This is a genomic window from Streptomyces sp. NBC_01304 (genome assembly GCF_035975855.1).
GTDB lineage: Bacteria > Actinomycetota > Actinomycetes > Streptomycetales > Streptomycetaceae > Streptomyces.
The window spans coordinates 8,128,575-8,143,576 of sequence record NZ_CP109055.1; the positions used below are offsets into that span (position 1 = coordinate 8,128,575).

Annotated in this window: 10 protein-coding genes; 6 read left to right on the forward strand and 4 right to left on the reverse strand. The window is 71.7% G+C overall.

The window, feature by feature from the left end; translation table 11 throughout:
- Positions 1–112: 112 nt before the first annotated feature.
- Both OG430_RS36090 and OG430_RS36095 read right to left on the reverse strand, forming a co-directional pair.
- Positions 113–565, reverse strand: coding sequence for a PaaI family thioesterase (locus OG430_RS36090; protein WP_327356854.1), 453 nt, complete (start codon positions 563–565; stop codon positions 113–115).
- A gap of 126 nt (positions 566–691) precedes the next feature.
- Entirely contained in the window at positions 692–2,983 is a 2,292-nt protein-coding gene (locus OG430_RS36095) for an FdhF/YdeP family oxidoreductase (RefSeq protein ID WP_327356855.1), read from the reverse strand.
- Positions 2,984–3,175: 192 nt separating this feature from the next.
- Here OG430_RS36095 and polA point away from each other — a divergent pair, with 192 nt between their 5' ends.
- Together polA and OG430_RS36105 are read left to right on the forward strand one after the other, a co-directional pair.
- Positions 3,176–5,935 (forward strand): DNA polymerase I, encoded by a 2,760-nt coding sequence (gene polA / locus OG430_RS36100; protein WP_327356856.1) that lies wholly within the window; start codon positions 3,176–3,178, stop codon positions 5,933–5,935.
- A gap of 247 nt (positions 5,936–6,182) precedes the next feature.
- Positions 6,183–7,157, forward strand: coding sequence for a serine hydrolase (locus OG430_RS36105; RefSeq protein ID WP_327356857.1), 975 nt, complete (start codon positions 6,183–6,185; stop codon positions 7,155–7,157).
- Here the strand turns inward: OG430_RS36105 and OG430_RS36110 are convergent.
- Positions 7,069–7,935: a DUF4184 family protein gene (locus OG430_RS36110; RefSeq protein ID WP_327356858.1), complete on the reverse strand. Its 867-nt coding sequence runs from the start codon at positions 7,933–7,935 to the stop codon at positions 7,069–7,071. The genes OG430_RS36105 and OG430_RS36110 overlap by 89 nt on opposite strands.
- A gap of 270 nt (positions 7,936–8,205) precedes the next feature.
- Here OG430_RS36110 and OG430_RS36115 point away from each other — a divergent pair, with 270 nt between their 5' ends.
- The 3 genes from OG430_RS36115 (at position 8,206) to OG430_RS36125 (ending at position 11,189) form a co-directional block, all read left to right on the forward strand.
- Positions 8,206–9,885 carry a lytic transglycosylase domain-containing protein gene (locus OG430_RS36115; RefSeq protein ID WP_327356859.1) on the forward strand — a complete coding sequence of 560 codons (1,680 nt, stop codon included), beginning with the start codon at positions 8,206–8,208 and terminating at the stop codon, positions 9,883–9,885.
- Between the two features lie 168 nt (positions 9,886–10,053).
- Positions 10,054–10,188: an SPW_0924 family protein gene (locus tag OG430_RS36120; protein WP_327356860.1), complete on the forward strand. Its 135-nt coding sequence runs from the start codon at positions 10,054–10,056 to the stop codon at positions 10,186–10,188.
- A 14-nt stretch (positions 10,189–10,202) separates the two neighbouring features.
- Positions 10,203–11,189 carry a DUF3068 domain-containing protein gene (locus tag OG430_RS36125; RefSeq protein ID WP_327356861.1) on the forward strand — a complete coding sequence of 329 codons (987 nt, stop codon included), beginning with the start codon at positions 10,203–10,205 and terminating at the stop codon, positions 11,187–11,189.
- Here OG430_RS36125 and OG430_RS36130 read toward each other — a convergent pair.
- Positions 11,179–13,803: an ATP-dependent RNA helicase gene (locus tag OG430_RS36130; RefSeq protein WP_327356862.1), complete on the reverse strand. Its 2,625-nt coding sequence runs from the start codon at positions 13,801–13,803 to the stop codon at positions 11,179–11,181. The genes OG430_RS36125 and OG430_RS36130 overlap by 11 nt on opposite strands.
- Before the next feature lie 193 nt (positions 13,804–13,996).
- Here OG430_RS36130 and OG430_RS36135 point away from each other — a divergent pair, with 193 nt between their 5' ends.
- The gene (locus OG430_RS36135) at positions 13,997–14,974 is read left to right on the forward strand and encodes a glycoside hydrolase family 6 protein (protein WP_327356863.1); all 978 of its coding nucleotides are present in this window, start codon (positions 13,997–13,999) and stop codon (positions 14,972–14,974) included.
- Positions 14,975–15,002 lie beyond the last annotated feature (28 nt).

A 15,002-nucleotide genomic window follows, 5' to 3' on the forward strand; every position in this document is an offset into this window, starting at 1 on the left:
GGGGGCAACAGGCCGACGGGGCACACCAGTTGATGACCGGTGTGCCCCGTCGGTGCGGTGCGGTGCGGTGCGTTGGTTGCGTTGTGGTGCGTTGCGGAAGGAGGGCGGCGGCTCAGGCGTCGCGCAGGAGGCAGGTGAGGCGGGCGGTGCAGACGCGCTTGTCCTGTTCATCGGTGATGACGATTTCGTACGTCGCCGTGGAGCGGCCCCGGTGGACGGGGGTGGCGACGCCGGTGACGAGGCCGGAGCGGGCGCCGCGGTGGTGGGTGCAGTTGAGGTCGACGCCTACGGCGATCTTGTTGATGCCGCCGTGCAGCATGGAGCCGACCGAGCCGAGGGTCTCGGCGAGCACGGCGGAGGCGCCGCCGTGCAGCAGGCCGTAGGGCTGGGTGTTGCCCTCGACGGGCATGGTGCCGACGACCCGGTCGGCCGAGGCCTCGACGACCTCGATGCCCATGCGGGTGCCGAGGTGCCCGGCCGAGAACAGGGCGGGCAGGTCGACGCCGAGCGCCGCGTACTCGTCGATGACCTCTTGCGGGAACTTGGTGGCGTGCTTCTCGCCCATGGCCGCGGCTCCAGATTCGTCGTCGTGCAGCGTCGTCGTCAGACGGTGCGTGTGGTGTGCACCGTCTTACCAGGATGCCTGAGCGAACGCTTAGCCGGGGCCGGACGCTCAGCCGGGGCCGGACGCTCAGCCGGGGCTCTGGTCGAGACGTACGACGACGGACTTGCTCGCCGGCGTATTGCTGGTGTCGGCCGTGGCGTCGAGGGGGACCAGCACATTGGTCTCCGGGTAGTACGCGGCCGCGCAGCCCCGCGCGGTCGGGTAGTGCACGACGCGGAAGCCGGGCGCGCGCCGCTCGACGCCGTCGGCCCACTCGCTGACCAGGTCGGTGTAGGAGCCGTCGGCCAGGCCGAGCGCCTCGGCGTCGGCGGGGTTGACCAGGACGACGCGGCGGCCGTTCTTGATGCCGCGGTAGCGGTCGTCCAGGCCATAGATGGTGGTGTTGTACTGGTCGTGCGAGCGCAGCGTCTGCAACAGCAGCCGCCCGGCGGGGAGTTCGGGGTACTCCACGGGCGCGGCAGTGAAGTTCGCCTTGCCGGTGGCCGTGGGGAAGCGGCGCTCGTCGCGCGGGGCGTGCGGCAGGGTGAAGCCGCCGGGCCGGGCCGCGCGGGCGTTGAAGTCGTCGAAACCGGGCACCACGCGTGCGATGCGGTCGCGGACGGTGGCGTAGTCCTTCTCGAACTCCTCCCACGGGGTGGCGCTTTGCTCGCCGAGCACGCTGCGGGCGAGGCGGCACACGATCGCCGGCTCGGACAGCAGGTGGGCGCTCGCGGGCGCGAGGCGGCCGCGCGAGGCGTGCACCATGCCCATGGAGTCCTCCACGGTCACGAACTGCTCTGAGCTTTTCCCATTCGGGCCGACCTGCAGATCGCGCTCGGTGCGGCCGAGGGTGGGCAGGATCAGGGCGCGGGCGCCGGTGACGGCGTGCGAGCGGTTCAGCTTCGTCGACACGTGCACGGTGAGGCTCGCGCGGCGCATGGCCGCCTCGGTGACCTCGGTGTCCGGGGAGGCCGCCACGAAGTTGCCGCCCATGGCGAAGAAGACCTTGGCCTCGCCGTCGCGCAGCGCGCGGATGGAACGTACGACGTCCAGGCCGTGATGGCGGGGCGGGGCGAAGCCGAACTCCTTCTCCAGGGCGTCCAGGAACGCGGGCGCCGGGCGCTCGAAGATGCCCATCGTGCGGTCGCCCTGGACGTTGGAGTGGCCGCGGACCGGGCAGACGCCGGCGCCCGGGCGGCCGATGTTGCCGCGCAGCAGAAGGAAGTTGACGACCTCGCGGATCGTGGGGACGGCGTGCTTGTGCTGGGTCAGGCCCATCGCCCAGCACACCACCGTGCGCCGGGAGGCGAGGATCATGCGCAGAGCTTCGTCGATCGCCTCGCGCGTGAGGCCGGTCGCAGTGAGGGTCTCGTCCCAGTCGGCCTGGGCGGCCGCGGCCCTGAACTCCTCGTAGCCGTGGGTGTGTTCGCGTACGAACAGCTCGTCCACGGCGCCTTCCGTCTGAAGGATGAGCTTGTTCAGGAGGCGGAACAGGGCCTGGTCGCCGCCGAGGCGGATCTGCAGGAACAGGTCGGTGAGGGCGGTGCCCTTGAGCATGCCCTGCGGGGTCTGCGGGTTCTTGAAGCGCTCCATGCCCGCCTCGGGCAGCGGATTCACCGTGATGATCTTCGCGCCGCCCGCCTTGGCCTTCTCCAGGGCGGAGAGCATGCGGGGGTGGTTCGTGCCCGGGTTCTGCCCGGCCACGATGATCAAGTCGGCCTGGTAGAGGTCCTCCAGAAGGACGCTGCCCTTGCCGACGCCGATCGTCTCGTTCAGCGCGGAACCCGACGACTCGTGGCACATGTTGGAGCAGTCCGGCAGATTGTTCGTGCCGAACTCGCGGGCGAACAGCTGGTACAGGAACGCCGCTTCGTTGCTGGTGCGGCCCGAGGTGTAGAACACCGCCTCGTCCGGGGAGGCGAGCCGCGTCAGCTCGTCGGCGATGATGCCGAAGGCCCGCTCCCAGGTCACCGGCTCGTAGTGGTCGCCGCCCTCGGCCAGATACATGGGGTGGGTGAGGCGGCCCTGCTGGCCCAGCCAGTAGCCGCTGCGCCCGGCCAGGTCGGCGACCGGGTGCGCGGCGAAGAAGTCGGGGGTGACGCGGCGCAGCGTGGCCTCCTCGGCGACCGCCTTCGCGCCGTTCTCACAGAACTCCGCCTTGTGCCGGTGCTCCGGCTCCGGCCAGGCGCAGCCCGGGCAGTCGAAGCCGTCCTTCTGGTTGACCTTGAGCAGGGTGAGCGCGGTGCGGCGCACGCCCATCTGCTGCTGGGCCATGCGCAGGGTGTGGCCGATGGCGGGCAGTCCGGCGGCCGCGTGCTGCGGGGCCTCGACCTGCGGTGCGTCCTGGACGGGATCGCCGGAAGGGGGCTTGCCTGCCATGACTGGTCTCCCTGGGTTCTTCGAACAGTCACTGTCTGCGTACGTTCACTGTCCGCGTACGTCCCGATCCTCCCACGCAGGGGTGACAGCGCAGGCGTGCGGTCGGGGCAGGCAGTGGTTGAGCTGCGCGTTCCGGTCCCGGACGGGTCCGGGCGGGCCGGAGTGTCAGTGGGCCGTGGGAGTATCGGGGACGTGGCAGAGACAGCAGCGAAGAAGACCGCCAAGACCGCAGCGACCGCAGCCGGGAAGGCCGCCGGGCAGCGCCCCCGCCTGATGCTCATGGATGGGCACTCGCTGGCGTACCGGGCGTTCTTCGCGCTGCCCGCGGAGAACTTCACCACCGCGACCGGGCAGCCGACGAACGCCATTTACGGCTTCGCGTCAATGCTGGCGAACACCCTGCGCGACGAGGCGCCCACGCACTTCGCGGTGGCGTTCGACGTGTCGCGCAAGACGTGGCGCTCGCAGGAGTTCCCGGAGTACAAGGCGAACCGGTCGAAGACGCCGGACGAGTTCAAGGGCCAGGTCGAGCTGATCGGCGAGGTCCTGGACGCGATGCACGTCGAGCGCTTCGCGGTCGACGGCTTCGAGGCGGACGACATCATCGCCACGCTCGCCACGCAGGCCGAGGAAGCCGGTTTCGACGTGCTGATCGTCACCGGTGACCGTGACTCCTTCCAGCTGGTCTCCGACCACGTCACGGTGCTCTACCCGACCAAGGGCGTCTCCGAGCTGACCCGTTTCACGCCGGAGAAGGTCGAGGAGAAGTACGGGCTGACCCCGCAGCAGTACCCGGACTTCGCGGCTCTGCGCGGCGACCCGTCGGACAACCTGCCGGGCATCCCCGGCGTCGGCGAGAAGACCGCCGCGAAGTGGATCAACCAGTTCGGTTCGTTCGCCGAGCTCGTGGAGCGCGCCGAGGAGGTCAAGGGCAAGGCCGGGCAGAACTTCCGGGACCACCTGGACGCCGTCAAGCTCAACCGCGTCCTCACGGAGATGGTGCGGGACGTCGAGCTGCCCAAGGCGGTCGCCGACCTTGAGCGGGCGGCGTACGACCGCACGGCTCTCGCGATGATCCTGGACACTCTGGAGATCAGGAACCCGTCGCTGCGCGAGCGCCTGCTCGCCGTCGACCCGGGCGGCCAGGACGCCGAGGACACCCCGGCGCCCACCGAGGGCATCGAGCTGGACGGCTCGGTCCTCGGCTCGGGCGAGCTGACGCCGTGGCTGGCCGAGCACGGCAAGGCCGACGGGACCGGTCTCGGCATCGCGACCGTCGACACCTGGAAGCTGGGCACCGGCAAGGTCGACGAGGTGGCGCTGGCCGCCGCCGGCGGAGCGGCCGCCTGGTTCGACCCGGCGCAGCTGGACGAGAGCGACGACAAGGCGTTCGCGGCCTGGCTCGCCGACGCGGACAAGCCCAAGGTCATCCATGACGCCAAGGGCGCCCTGCGGGTCTTCGCCGAGCACGGCTGGGACCGCGTCGAGGGCATCACCATGGACACCGCGCTTGCCGCCTATCTGGTCAAGCCCGGCCGGCGTTCCTTCGCCCTGGACGCGCTCTCCCTGGAGTACCTGGGCCGCGAGCTGGTCGCCGCCGCCGCGGCCGAGGGACAGCTCGCCTTCGGCGCGGACGAGGGCGCCGAGGCCGAGACGCTGATGGTGCAGGCCCGCACCATCCTCGACCTCGGCACGGCCTTCGGCGAAAAGCTCGAAGAGGTCGGCGCGAGCGCCCTGTTGAAGGACGTGGAGCTGCCCACCTCCGCACTCCTCGCCCGCATGGAGCGAGCCGGCATCGCCGCCGACCGCGCCCATCTCGAAGCGATGGAGCAGCAGTTCGCGGGCGCCGTCCAGCAAGCCGTGAAGGAAGCACACGCGGCGGCCGGGCACGAGTTCAACCTCGGCTCGCCCAAGCAACTGCAGGAAGTCCTCTTCGGCGAGCTCGGCCTGCCCAAGACGAAGAAGACCAAGACCGGTTACACCACGGACGCGGACGCGTTGGCCTGGCTCGCGGCCCAGACCGACAACGAACTCCCCGTGATCATGCTGCGTCACCGGGAGCAGGCCAAGCTGCGGGTCACCGTCGAGGGCCTGATCAAGACGATCGCCGCGGACGGCCGCATCCACACGTCGTTCAGCCAGACCGTCGCCGCGACCGGCCGCCTGTCGTCGACCGACCCCAACCTGCAGAACGTTCCGGTACGCACCGACGAGGGCCGCGCCATCCGTCGCGGCTTTGTCGTCGGCGAGGGCTTCGAATCCCTCATGACCGCGGACTACAGCCAGATCGAACTGCGCGTCATGGCCCACCTGTCGGAGGACGAAGGCCTGCTCGAAGCCTTCAACTCCGGCGAGGACCTGCACACCACGGTCGCCTCCCAGGTCTTCGAGGTCGAGCGGGACCAGGTCGACGCGGAGATGCGCCGCAAGATCAAGGCGATGTCGTACGGCCTCGCGTACGGTCTCTCGGCCTTCGGCCTGTCCCAGCAGCTGAACATCGAGGCGGGCGAGGCGCGCGGCCTCATGGACACGTACTTCGAGCGGTTCGGCGGGGTGCGGGACTATCTGCGCCGGGTCGTGGACGAGGCACGTGCCACGGGGTACACGGCGACGATGCTGGGACGCCGCCGATACCTGCCGGACCTGAACAGCGACAACCGCCAGCGGCGCGAGGCCGCCGAGCGGATGGCGCTCAACGCGCCCATCCAGGGCACGGCTGCGGACATCGTGAAGATCGCGATGCTGCGCGTCGGGCAGGCCTTGGAGCAGGCCGAGCTGTCCTCCCGGATGCTGCTCCAAGTCCACGATGAAATCGTGCTGGAGATCGCGCCGGGGGAGCGCTCCGCTGTGGAGGAGATCGTGCGGCGCGAGATGGCCGGCGCCGCGGATCTGCGAGCTCCGCTCGACGTGTCCGTGGGGGTCGGGGCGGACTGGGAGTCTGCGGCTCACTGATTTTTCCCCTCCCCGCCCCTTCCCGAAATCCTGCGGAGCTGTGTCCTCAAACGCCGGACGGGCTGATTCATCGAGCTCGGCCTCGATGAATCAGCCCGTCCGGCGTTTGAGGACAGTCTTTGAAGCCGGCGGCAGCCTTACGGGAAGGGGCGGGAGGGGATCCAGCCCGCCGCAGGCGCGACGGCGGGCCACCCGGATGGACCCCGAACTCGTGCCGCCCCCCGCCCCACGCGGCAGCGTGACCACCATGGCTCCCTACACGCGCCGCACGGCAATCCTCGCCGCGGCCATAGCCTCCACCCTCGTCGCCCCGATATCCGCGGCCGCCGCCGCAGGGGGCGACCGCCACGAGCTGCGCGCGGCGACCTGCCGCTCCGCCCGTGACCCCGACCTCGCCGCCCGGATGTCCCGCGACATCCGGGCGGCGCTGTCGTCCCGGCAGGGCACCGTCTCGCTCGCCGTGCACGACGACGCCAGCGACCTGTGGTGCGCCCTCGACGGCAGCAGGCGCTACGACACCGCCAGCGTCACCAAAGTCCTCATCATGGAGGCAGTGCTGCAGCGCGCCGAGCAGCTGGGCCGCAAGCTGACCCGCTACGAGTCACGCAACGTACGCCCCATGATCACGAGTTCGCACAACGGCGCCGCCTGGCAGCTCTGGCAGGACCTCGGCCACTCCCGGCTGCAGCGCTTCCTGGAGCGCGTCGGCACCACGGGCACCACGCTCGGCCCGTACGGCCTGTGGGGACTGACCCGCACCACCGCCGTCGACCAGATGCGGCTGCTCGGCGTGCTCACCCAGGCCCGCTCGTTCCTGCGCTCGCGCGCCTACGGACTGAAGCTGATGAGCCAGGTCCGCCGCGACCAGCGCTGGGGCGTGCCCTCCGGGATGCCGCGCGGTGTGGTCGCCCACCTCAAGAACGGCTGGCTGCCCAGGGCCACGCACGGCTGGCGCGTCCACAGCGTCGGCGCGTTCACCAGGCCGGGACGTACGTACCGTCTCGTGGTCCTGTCGCACGACAACCCGACGATGGCGCACGGCGTACGCACCATCGAGCGCATCGCGCACGCCGTGCACCGGGGACTGAACAAGGGCCGCGCCACCGGCCTCGACTACACACCGGAGAGCGAGATCAGCGAGGAGTCGGACGGGTCCGTTCCGGACGACGTTCCGGCCGATCTGCTGCTGCCGGAGGATCCGTCGCACGACGACGGAGTCTGACGGCCGCCGCATACAGGACAAGACCCACCGAGAGCCCGGCCCCCGCTCCGAAGCAGACGGTCGGGATGATCTCCCAGGGCTTGAAGTCGTCCCCGACGTACGCCAGCCAGCGCGTGGCGCGGTGCCCGGTCCCCACGGCCGCGCACAGCACGAGGAACGACAGGGCGAGCCACCGCTCGCGCGCGGACAGCACCAGCAGCGGGAGCCCTTCGGCGGGCACCCGCAGCCGCCGCAGCGCCGACCAGACGAAGACCGTCACGACCGCGAGGGCCACCGCCGAACCCCCGTACTGCGCGTACCAGTACATCGGGGAGCCCGCGATCTCCTTGCCGAGCACGGGGAAGATCCGCATCCCCCACCGGTCGAGGTGGGTGAAGGCGTCCCACACCACATGCGTCGCGGCGCCGAGCGCGGCCGAGACGCAGAACCGCCAGGCCAGTGCGAACGGCCGCCGCCCGCGCCAGGAACTGCCGCGCAGGAGCAGATACGTACGCCCCTGCCAGGAGCCGGGAAGCAGTGCCACGAGCGGCTCGCGCAGCAGCAGCCAGGCGGCGACGAGCACCGCGGTGACGGCGATGTCGGCGCTCAGCACACCCGGCAGGGAATGGGTGAAATCGCCCAACTCGGCGGCGCCCGGGGCGAGACTGTCGGCAAAGTAGGCGAGGTCGGGCGCGAAGGAGCCCGCCACGAGGGCCGAGGGGACCAGCGGCCCGCGGGCCGTGCCGTCGCGGCGTATGAGGGGAAGCACGGCGGCGGCATGGCTGAGCGTGAACGGCAAAAGGCCCCCTTGGGACGCGACTTGAGCAGGCCTGGGCGGGCTTGAGCAATCTTGGGCGGGTCTGGCCAGGTCTGGGAAACTTCTTGATCGGTGACGCCCGGTAGACGACCAGTATGCGTGTGCGGTTCCGGGGAGCCCTGTGGGAACGGGTATATGGCCAACCGGTGAAAACCGGGCAGGAACGGGTGTCTGCGCGCAGGAAGTTGTCGTAGGGTCGCCTGGGTCAGCGCGCGGGGGGTTGTGCGCGGTCGGAACCGGAGGGGATCACCTATGGCAGCGCTCTACGGCCGTCGGCTGCGCAGGGGAGTCGTATCAGCGGCAGTGGCCGCGGCGGCGGTTGCGGCGATGTCCGCGTCCCAGGCCCCCGGTGTCACGGACACCCCGGGCGGCCGGCAGGCCACCGGGTCGGCCCCGAGCCCCGACGGCGGCGACTCCGCGAGCGACGACTCGTACTACACGGACCTGCCGGGGCTCAACTCCGTGAAGCCCGGCGACGGCGACGGCGACGACGACGATCCGATCGGCGGCGAGGCGGAAGCGGGCATACCCGCCACCGTCCTGGACGCATACAAGAAGGCCGAGAGCGCGCTCGGCGAGGCCAAGCCCGGCTGCAACCTGCCCTGGGAACTTCTCGCGGCGATAGGCAAGGTCGAGTCCGGCCAGGCCTGGGGTGGCCAGGTGGACGCCGAGGGCACGACCTTGAAGACCATCCGGGGCCCGCAGCTCAACGGCGTCGACTTCGCCAACATCCCCGACACCGACGGCGGCGCGTACGACGGCGACACCACGCACGACCGCGCGGTCGGCCCGATGCAGTTCATTCCACAGACCTGGGCGACGTGGCAGAAGGACGGCAACGGCGACGGCCAGTCCGACCCCAACAACGTCTACGACGCCGCCCTCGCCGCCGGCCACTACCTGTGCGCCGGCGACCGCGACCTGTCCACCGCGGGCGGACTGCGCGGCGCGATCCTCAGCTACAACCACTCGACGGACTACCTGAAGAAGGTCCTGGAGTGGCTGGAGTACTACCGCAAGGGCACCCACGAGGTCCCGGACGGCACCGGCGTCCTGCCCGAGCACAACAGCGGCGGCAGCGACCCCGACCCGACCCCCTCGCCCGGCGGTTCGGACGACGGGCCGGACTCGGGCGGCTCCTCCGATCCGGGCGGCGAGACCACTCCGCCCACCAAGCCGCCCACGACCACCCCGCCGCCCACGACGCCGCCCACCAAGCCCCCCGTCATCTCGCCCACCGATCGCGTGGCCCGCCTCGTGGACGGCGGGACCGGCAAGCTGAGCGCCACCCAGGGCGCCAAGTTCGCCGCGAGCCCCACCGTCGAGGCGGAGTCCAAGGGCGGCGCGGGCATCGCCAAGGTGCAGATCAGGTTCGAGATCATCGGCGACACCGACGCCCGCTTCGCCGGCGGTTACGCCGGCGCGACCGTGCCCACCGGCGCCGACGGCAAGGCCACCGCGCCCCTGGTCCTCGCGGGTGAGAAGACCGGCGACTTCACGATCCGCGCCAAGGTCGTCGGCCGCGACCTCGCCGGTCTCGACTACACCGCGACCGTCACCGCCCGCCAGGCCGACGCCCTCGCCCGCACCGGCGACAAGGAGCTGACCTGCGTGCCCGGCGGCGAGTTCGCCGACCAGGTCGAGGTCAAGGCCACCCTCGACGGCGCGGCCGCGGCCGGCGTCGAGGTCACCGCCACCATGATCAAGGCGGCGGACAACGCCGACGAGAACGACAAGGGCCCCTACTTCAAGGACGCGGACGGCAAGACGATCCGCACCCTCAAGGGCCTCAAGACCGATGCCGACGGCGTCCTCAAGCTCCCGAAGATGTACGCGGACGACGCGGCGGGGACGTATCTGCTGCGCCTGAACGCGACCGGCGGCGGCACCGTGACCATCGAGCTCAAGGTGGCCGCGGCCCCCGCGTCGTAACACCCGGGAATCGTCCGCGAACACGCGGCGACCATCCATGAACACCCCGCCACCGCCCCTGAATTCTCGTCAATTCAGGGGCGGTGCAACGTGTTCTCATCTCGCCCCCGCATTGCTACGGTGCCCCAGCCCTGACGCCGTATCAGTTCTCTTCCCGGGAGGCCGAGTTTGCGTGCCCTCATAGCCGCCGCCATCGGGCTGGCCGCCGCGCTCGCCCTGGTCCTCGTCATCTCGTCGATGGAGGTACCGCCCGGCGAAACCTCGCCGGAGCCCTTGCTCACCACCATCCCCAAGCACCCGTAGGGAGGGCCGCCGCGATGCGCCGCAAAGCCAGTCTCATCCTCCTCGCGTTCGCCGTCTTCTTCACGGCCCTCTCGCCGCTGATTCGCTTCTACGCCTTCCCGCGCCTGGCGAAGGTGCCCGCGAACCAGTACCAGAAGATGGTCCTGGAGGCGAAGGGCGCGACCATCATGAACACGCAGATGAAGGTGGTCAAGACAGACCTCTCGATCGTGCAGACCCTCAGGGGAAACGTGGCGGAGTCCGAGAAGATCGAGGGCTCGGGCGGCCGCGACCTCGTGGTCTGGGACGGCCTCTCCTACGCCCAGGACAGTGACGGCAAGCAGGTCACCAGGATTCCGGAGCGCTACATCTTCGACGCCCATAGCGCGGAACCCGTGCACGCCGCCGGTGAGATGGCCGACGGCAAGGCGGTCAAGCGCGAGGGCCTCGAGTTCAAGTGGCCCTTCCTCACCGAGAAGCGGGACTACAAGTACTTCGACGCGCGCAGCCGCACGACCAACACCATATTCTTCAAGGGCGAGCAGAACTTCCGCGGCCTGAACGTCTACTACTTCGAGCAGACCATCCCGTGGGTGGAGGTCGGCTTCCCCAGTGTCATGCCGGGCGGACTGAAGCCCGAGCAATTCGAGGGAACCGGCACGGAGATGTGGTACACGACCGTCCGCAAGTTCTGGGTCGAGCCCACGACTGGCGCACCCGTGTACGGCGAGGAGATCCACAAGGAAGAGATGCGCGGCGGCTCGTTGGCCGGCGGCCCGGGCAAGACCAAGACGGTGTTCGACGGGCACGTCAAGATGCGCGAGGACTTCATCAAGTCGACGGTCGACCTGGTCAAGTCCAACCGGATCCTGATCCTGCTGATGACGTCGTACCTGCCCTGGGGCTTCCTCGGACTCGGCGCCGCACTGCTGACGCTGGCCCTCGTCCTGGAGGCGCGCAGCCGCAGGCCGGGCGAGCCGGAGGAGGAGTCGGCGCCGGAGCCGGAACCGGTCACCGCCTGAGCCGTGCGTTGGTGAACCGGGTCGGCTCGGCACTCGCCGGGTCCTCGGGCCAGGGGTGCTTGGGATAGCGGCCGCGCAGCTCGGCGCGGACCGCGCGGTAGCCGCCCTGCCAGAAGGACGCCAGGTCGGCCGTGACGGCGGCCGGGCGTCCGGCGGGCGAGAGCAGATGCACGAGTACGGGCACGCCGGCGATGCGCGGGGTCTCGGCGAGGCCGAACATCTCCTGCAACTTCACGGCCAGGACGGGCTGTTCGGGGTCCGCGTAGTCGACGCGGATCCGGGACCCGCTGGGCACCTCGATCCGCTCCGGCGCCAGTGCGTCGAGGCGGGCGGCGTCCCCGGTGGCCCACGGCAACAGCCGGTTCAGGGCCTGCCCCGCGTCGATGCGCCGCAGGTCGGCGCGGCGGGTGGCACGGGACAGTTCGGGCTCGAGCCAGTCGTCCACGCGCGCGTGGAGCGCGTTTTCCGATACGTCGGGCCAAGGGGCGCCGAGCTGCCGGTGGAGGAAGGCGAGCCGGAGCCGCAACTCCCGTGCCCCGCCGGACCACTTGAGCAAATCGACGCCCTCCTTGAGGAGGCCGTCGACAAGCGCTTCTCGTACGCGACCGGGGTCGGGGTTCTTGAGCGGGCGCACGGCCAACTCGACGGCCCCGAGCCGCTCCACGCGCCGGGCGACCACCTCCCCGTCGGCCCAGCCGACCTCCTCGCCCTCGGCGTACAGGGAAGCGGCGGCCCGCCGCGCGGTCTCCTCGTCGAGCACCGCCCCGAGCCGCACGCGCGCGTGCACGGCCCCCACGGGCCGGTCCGCCACGGCCACGGCGATCCAGGCCGCCGCATGCAGGGGAGACCCGGCTCCGACCTCGGCACCGGTCCCGGACGCCATGAGGAAGGCGCCGGCGCCCCGGGAGCGGGCCACGCGCTCGGGGAAGGCGAGGGCGGCGACGAGGCCTGCGGCGGCGTCGTCGCCCAACGCTTCCCGTTCGGGGGCTGCTTTTTCAGCCCGTCCGGCGTTTGAGGACACCGCCCGCAGGGCGGAAGGCGGCGCAGCCTTACGGGAAGGGGCGGGTAGGGGACTCTCCCCGGAGCCACCGGTCCCAGCCCCGTCCGCATCCCCCGGCAGCCCCGAAACCAACCGCCGAACCTCCACCCGCCATCGCGCCCCATACGCATCAGACCCCCGCCGAGCGGCCCGCAACGCCGCAGCCAAGTCGTCCCCGTACTCACGCGGCGGCTCCTCACTGAGCAGCGCCACGAGCTCCGCCGCCCGCCGCGCACCCACCACCGAAGCCCCGTCGAGCAGAGCACGCGCAAGCCGGGGATGCAGCCCCAACCGGGCCATCCGTACGCCCCGTTCGGAGACCCGGCCCTCGGCGGACACCGCCCCGATCGCGGCCAGCGAGGACCGGGCCGCGGCCATCGCCCCCGCCGGCGGCGCATCGAGCAGCGCGAGCCCGGACGCATCCGGATCGCCCCAGCACGCCGCCTGCAACGCGAACGCCGTCAGGTCCGCCAGCTTGATCTCCGGCGCCGGGAACCGCGCCAGCCGCCCGTCCTCGGCCTGGTCCCAGCACCGGTACACCGCCCCCGGCGCCTCACGCCCGGCCCGCCCCGCGCGCTGCCGCCCCGCCGCCTGCGAAGCCCGTACCGTCGTCAGGGCACTGAGCCCGCGCGCATGGTCGGTACGCGGCTCACGCGCGAGCCCCGAGTCCACGACGACCCGCACCCCGGGCACGGTGAGCGACGACTCGGCGACCGACGTGGCAAGCACCACCCGCCGCCCGTCCCCGCCGGCCAGGACCGCGTCCTGCACCGCCGCCGGCGCCCGCCCGTGCACCTGCAGCACCTCCGCGCCACCGAGGTCCCCCAACTGACCTGCCACGCGGGAGATTTCACCGACCCCGGGCAGGAAACACAGCACATCCCCGTCCCGCTCCGCGAGCGCCCGCCGCACCACCGACGCCACATGCGAGAGGAGTACCGGGTCCACCCGCATCCCGTGCGGCGGCCGCACCGGCCGGGCGGGCGGCGCCCACACCACGTCCACCGGATGCGCGACGCCCTGCGCCTCGACGACCGGGGCGTCCCCGAGCAGCCGCGCCCAGCCCTCCGCGTCGGTCGTCGCGGACGCGGCCACCAGCTGCAACTCCGGGCGCAGCGCGGCCCGTACGTCCAACAGGAAGGCCGCGACCGTGTCGGCATCCAAATGCCGCTCGTGGCACTCGTCGAGGACCACGACATCAATGCCGGTCAACTCCTGGTCCCGCTGCAGCCGTTGCAGCAGTACGCCGGTGGTGACGACCTCCACGCGCGCGTGGCGGCCGACCTTGCGCTCGCCGCGCACGGTGAACCCGACGCTCTCGCCGACCTGCTCGCCGAGCAGCCACGCCATCCGCCGGGCCGCCGCGCGGGCCGCGATCCGCCGCGGCTCGGCCACGACCACCCGGCGCGCGGGCCCGCCGCCGACCAGTCCGGCCAGGACCAGCGGCACCAGAGTCGTCTTGCCGGTCCCGGGCGGCGCGCACAGCACCGCCACGCCCCGCTCGTCCAGCGCGCTGCGCAGGGCGGGCACGGCGGAACGCACGGGCAGCTGGTCCAGGGCGTCGGTACGGATCACGCCCCCAGTCTCCCGGACGCCGGGCGCCGCCCCGCGCGGCCCCCGGCGGGCCCCGTCGCCCGGTCGGCCGCGCCCGTGCGGCCGGGGACCGGGGGATGGGCGAAGGTGAGGGCGTCCCCACCAGGGCGTGCGTCCCAAGTCCCGCACGCCCCAGCGCACCAGCGCATCACCGCAGGCTCCCCCTGGGGGTTGGATGTTCCGCCGACGCCGCCACCCGCGTCCGCCGCGCGCCCTGCTCGGGCTGCTGACCGCCGGACTCTGCCTCCTCGCCGTCGGCGCAGGCCCGGGCCCGGACCGGGACCCGCCGTTCTGGGTGGACCCGGACACCGACGCGGCCCGACAGGTCGCCGCCTGGCAGCAGGCCGGCCGGGACGAGGACGCCGAGGTCATCGAGCGCATCGCCCAACACCCCACGGCGACCTGGCTGGCCGACCCCGACCCGGTGGCCGGGATCCGGCGTGCGGTGCGGGGTGCGGCGCCGGACGGGCGGGCCGTCGTCCTCGTCGCGTACCGCATCCCGCACCGCGACTGCGGCCTCTACTCCGCGGGCGGTGCCCTCGACGGCGCGGACTACCGGGACTGGATCGACCGCTTCGCCGACGCGATCGGCGACGCCCCCGCGCTGGTCGTCCTCGAACCCGATGCGGTCCCGCACATCCTCGACGGCTGTACGCCCGTCGAGCACCACGCGGAGCGGTATGCGCTGCTGTCCGACGCGATCGCCCGCCTCAAGCGGCAGCCGCACACCAAGGTCTATCTGGATGCGGGGCATCCGGCCTGGGTGACCGAGCCCTGGCGGCTCGTGCCGCCGCTGATGCGGGCGGGGGTTGCGGGGGCGGACGGCTTTTCGCTGAACGTGTCCAACTTCCATAAGACGTCGGATGTGCGGGCGTACGGGGTGCGGCTCGGGGAGCTGCTCGGCGACAAGCACTTCGTGATCGACACCAGTCGCAACGGGAGTGGTTCGCCCGATTTCCGTGTGCCGCTCGCCTGGTGCAACCCGCCCGGGTTGACGCTGGGCTCCGCCCCGACCCGGCTTACCGGGCATCGCCTGGTCGACGCGCATCTGTGGGTCAAGCATCCCGGTGACTCGGACGGGCCTTGCCGGGGTGGGCCGCCGGCGGGGCATTGGTGGCCGGAGTATGCGCTGGATCTGGCTCGGCGGTCTTGATTTCCGCCCCGCCCCGCCCCTTCCCGTA

What these genes read in the sequence shown, in the direction of transcription:
- OG430_RS36105 (WP_327356857.1), top strand. Translation starts at nt 6,183, where the DNA reads ATGGCTCCCTACACGCGCCGCACGGCAATCCTCGCCGCGGCCATAGCC.
- OG430_RS36095 (WP_327356855.1), bottom strand. Translation starts at nt 2,983, where the DNA reads ATGGCAGGCAAGCCCCCTTCCGGCGATCCCGTCCAGGACGCACCGCAG.
- OG430_RS36090 (WP_327356854.1), bottom strand. Translation starts at nt 565, where the DNA reads ATGGGCGAGAAGCACGCCACCAAGTTCCCGCAAGAGGTCATCGACGAG.
- OG430_RS36125 (WP_327356861.1), top strand. Translation starts at nt 10,203, where the DNA reads ATGCGCCGCAAAGCCAGTCTCATCCTCCTCGCGTTCGCCGTCTTCTTC.
- OG430_RS36135 (WP_327356863.1), top strand. Translation starts at nt 13,997, where the DNA reads ATGTTCCGCCGACGCCGCCACCCGCGTCCGCCGCGCGCCCTGCTCGGG.
- OG430_RS36115 (WP_327356859.1), top strand. Translation starts at nt 8,206, where the DNA reads ATGGCAGCGCTCTACGGCCGTCGGCTGCGCAGGGGAGTCGTATCAGCG.